Origin of the sequence: Klebsiella sp. 141153 (genome assembly GCF_032601995.1) — a bacterium.
Classification (GTDB): domain Bacteria; phylum Pseudomonadota; class Gammaproteobacteria; order Enterobacterales; family Enterobacteriaceae; genus Klebsiella; species Klebsiella aerogenes.
Genome location: NZ_JAQIRJ010000058.1, coordinates 1 through 235, shown reverse-complemented (window position 1 = coordinate 235; position 235 = coordinate 1). Strand labels below are relative to the sequence as shown.

The following is a 235-nucleotide window of genomic DNA, read 5'->3' as shown; positions in this document are numbered from 1 at the left end:
GGCGCTACGGCGTTTCACTTCTGAGTTCGGCATGGGGTCAGGTGGGACCACCGCGCTATCGCCGCCAGGCAAATTCTGTTTTATCAGCCCGTCATATGACGCACTGATTAATCTGTATCACGCTGAAAATCATCTCAAATCGCCAAAACATCTTCGGCGTTGTAAGGTTAAGCCTCACGGTTCATTAGTATCGGTTAGCTCAACGTATCGCTACGCTTACACACCCGACCTATCA

At 50.2% G+C, this 235-nt stretch carries 1 rRNA gene; it reads right to left on the bottom strand.

Features of this window, described 5'->3' with window-relative positions:
* Positions 1-69: ribosomal RNA gene (rrf, locus tag PGS10_RS25055) — 5S ribosomal RNA — on the bottom strand; the annotation flags it as partial.
* Positions 70-235: the final 166 nt, after the last annotated feature.